At 70.0% G+C, this 3,114-nt stretch carries 2 protein-coding genes and 1 pseudogene; 1 reads left to right on the top strand and 2 read right to left on the bottom strand.

All coding sequences use genetic code 11. From position 1 onward, the window contains the following. Positions 1 to 718: glycosyltransferase family 39 protein (locus tag FREUN1FDRAFT_RS38570; protein WP_006545875.1), on the bottom strand; the 718-nt coding region annotated here is incomplete at its 3' end. A gap of 216 nt (positions 719 to 934) precedes the next feature. After that, positions 935 to 2,416: an NAD(P)/FAD-dependent oxidoreductase gene (locus FREUN1FDRAFT_RS38565; RefSeq protein WP_006545874.1), complete on the bottom strand. Its 1,482-nt coding sequence runs from the start codon at positions 2,414 to 2,416 to the stop codon at positions 935 to 937. A gap of 284 nt (positions 2,417 to 2,700) precedes the next feature. Between FREUN1FDRAFT_RS38565 and FREUN1FDRAFT_RS43260 the strand changes: the two are divergent. Further along, positions 2,701 to 3,114 (top strand): annotated as a pseudogene (locus tag FREUN1FDRAFT_RS43260) (glycosyltransferase); the annotation flags it as partial.

Below are 3,114 nucleotides of genomic sequence, written 5' to 3'. Positions count from 1 at the left end.
GGCGGTGCCCACCCCGGCCGCGCCCGGCGCGGGCTCGCCGGGCGGCCTGCGCCGCGGCGATCCGGGGCCGGATGATGATCAGCCCGATGAGCCACGCGCCGACCGTCAGCAGGACGTAGAGGCACCAGTAGTGCGTCAGCGCGAGACAGCCCGCGCACAGCGCGAGCATCGCGATGTTCTTCACGGCGGGATCGCGCAGCACCCGTTCCAGCGCGAGACCGCCCAGCGCGGTGAGCAGCACGATCAGGCTGTACATCCGCGTCTCGGTGCCGAAGTACAGCGCGAACGGGGAGGTCAGGTAGAGCACGACCGCGACCTTCGCGGCCCGCTCGCCGACCAGGCTGCGTCCGAGGAGGAAGATCGGCGCCGCCGAGAGCAGGTTGATGACCGCGGACATCGCCCGCACCGCACCCGCTCCGTCGCCGAACAGGCCCACCCACACGTGCAGGAGGATGTAGTACAGCGGCGGCGAACCGTCCTCCAGCAGCCCGTCCCACATCGTCGGACCGGCGCCGGACAGGGGGAGGCGGGCGATGGCCACGCTCTGCGCCTCGTCGAGCCAGAGCGGCTGGCGTGCGCTGAAGCGCACCGCCACGGCCCCGGCGATGATCAGAACGAGCGCGGCCCGGAAGATCCGGTCCTCGCGGCCGGGTCGCGCCCCGACCCGTTCAGCCGGCTCGGAGGGGTTTTCCGCCGGCCGCACCGCGACGTCGGTCACGGTCAGTCCCTTCGGTGTGCCAGGGGTGCGGTGCGCGAGGGCCGGGGCTGCCCAGGCAGGCCCCCGGCCCTCGCTCGCGCCCGTTGCTACTGGTGAACGTGGACGCGTTCACAATGACGCGTGACGCCGCGGGTCGGCCACGCGAAGGCAGGCGGCGGGCCCGCCGGGAGTCCCCGGCCGTGTCACGGAGGGGATCCCGGCGCCGCCGCGCGTCGCCTAGGCGCGCTTCGAGGTGGACTCCTCGTGGTAGTCCTCCTCGACGTTCACCTCCCAGACGTCGTGGGACTTCCCGTCGATGATGTTCTCGACCGTCAGCATGGCGGTGAGCATCGAGTGGTCCTGGTTGTTGTACCGGTGCATACCGTTACGACCGACCGGGTGGACGTTGGGAGCGTTGTCCTCGAGCCAGCCGCGGATGATGTCGACGTTCTTCTTGTAGTCCATGTCGTAGTACGGGTAGGCCTTGGGCATCCGGACGACGAAGCCCTCCTCGACCTGGCCGGCCCGGACGAGGCCGAGGCGGGCCAGCTCCCGGGTGCCCAGCGCGATCAGGTCCTCGTCGGACGAGTTCCACATCTCGTCGCCCTCGAAGACGAAGTACTCCAGGCCCAGGCAGGTCTTGCCGTCCTTCACCAGGTACGGCGACCAGGACGCGAAGTTCTGGATACGGCCGACCTTGACGTCCGAGGCATGGATGTAGATCCAGTTGTCCGGGAATCCGGCCGACTCGGGAACGACCAGCGCCACGGTGAGGAAGTCGCGGTACTTCAGGGCGTTCGCGGCGGCGAGGACGCGCGGCGGAACCGGCGGGTCCATCACGCGCACCAGCGAGGAGAACGACATCGAGGAGATGAACTGGTCACCGGTGTACTGGTACTCGGTGCCGATGTCCGTCCGCGACGACTCCGGCGCGCCCGCGCCGGGCCCGTAGCCGCCCGTGACCACCGTGGTGACACCGGTGGCCTTGCCGTTCTCGTGGTGGATCTTCTTGACCTTCTCCTCGAAGACGATCCGGCCGCCCTGCTTGACGATCTTGTCGGCGGCGGTCTCCCACATCATTCCCGGCCCGTACTTCGGGTACTGGAACTCCTCGATGAGGGAGGTGATCTCCTTCTGGTTCCGCTTGGGGAGCACCGCGTTGATGATGGCGTTGCTCAGAGACAGGCTCTTGATCCGCTGGGCGGCCCAGTCGGAGGGCATCTCGCTGACCTGAACACCCCAGAGCTTCTCGGTGTAGGTCTTGAAGAAGGTGCGGTAAAGCCGCCAGCCGAATCGGGCGACGAGCCAGTTCTCGTAGTTCGACTGGTCCTTCGGCGGGCGCACCCGGGCCGACGCGTAGGAGCCGATGCAACGCGCCGCCTCCAGAACGCCCAGGCCACCCAGGGCGTTCCCGGCCTTCAGCGGGTAGTCGAAGAACTTGTTGTTGTAGTAAATGCGGCTGGAACGCGGCCGGAGTAGGAAGTCCTCATCCGGCAGGATCTCGTGCCACAGTTTCTCGACCTCGGGAACCTTGGTGAAGAAACGGTGGCCGCCGATGTCGAAACGCCAGCCTTCCCGCTGGGCCGTGCGGCTGATTCCACCGACCACCGAGTCACCCTCGATAATCGTCACGGGGATCTCCCGCTTCATCAGCTCCCAGCCGGCGGAGAGACCGGCCGGCCCGGCTCCGATGACGACTACCTCTGGCTTTTCGGTCACTGTGCCGGACCTCTCCTCAACAACATCGTCCGTGGTCAGTCGGGGGACGCACAGGCGGCGCGTTTCGCGCCTGCGGCTGGCTGGACCCCTCCCGGTGCCGGAACCTTCGCATCCGGCCTCCGGGGCAGTCTCGCATGGGAGTTACCACCGCTTCACCGGACCCCCCGGTGGGGCGCCGATATCGGCCCGGCACACCTGACGCGGTGGGCCTTGCCCGGGCGGCGCCGCTCCAGTGTGCCCGACCTCGGCGGTCGACCCGCCGGGCGCTCTGGCATGGTGCGGACATGCCTCGCGCACTGCCCACCCCGCGTGCTCCGGCGCCGGCTCTGCTCCTGGCCGGCTGGTGCGGCTGCGCGGTGGGCATCAGCCTGTCCGATGGCAGGTACAGCCCCCTGGCACTCGTCATGGTGCTGCTGGGCGCCGCCGCGGCCGTGGCCGCCCTCGCCGTTTCCAGGGTGGCGGGTCTCACACCGGGCGGCGGGTCCCCGACGTGGCGGCGCGGGTGGGGTGGCACGGCGGCACTGCTCGCACCCCGGGCGGCGATCGTCCTGTGCGGCGTCGTGGTCGCGGCCGGTCCGCTCGTGCGTCACCCTCGCTACTACGCCACGGGCCCGGCCGCGGCCGTGGCGGACGTCCTGGCGGCCGCCGCGGGGCTGCTCACCGGGGCGGCACTGCTCAGCGCCGCCCGCACGGCCCGG

It is taken from the genome of Parafrankia sp. EUN1f, assembly GCF_000177675.1.
Lineage (GTDB): Bacteria > Actinomycetota > Actinomycetes > Frankiales > Frankiaceae > Parafrankia.
The sequence above is the reverse complement of the archived record's forward strand: the minus strand, read 5'-3'. Positions and strand labels throughout refer to the sequence as shown.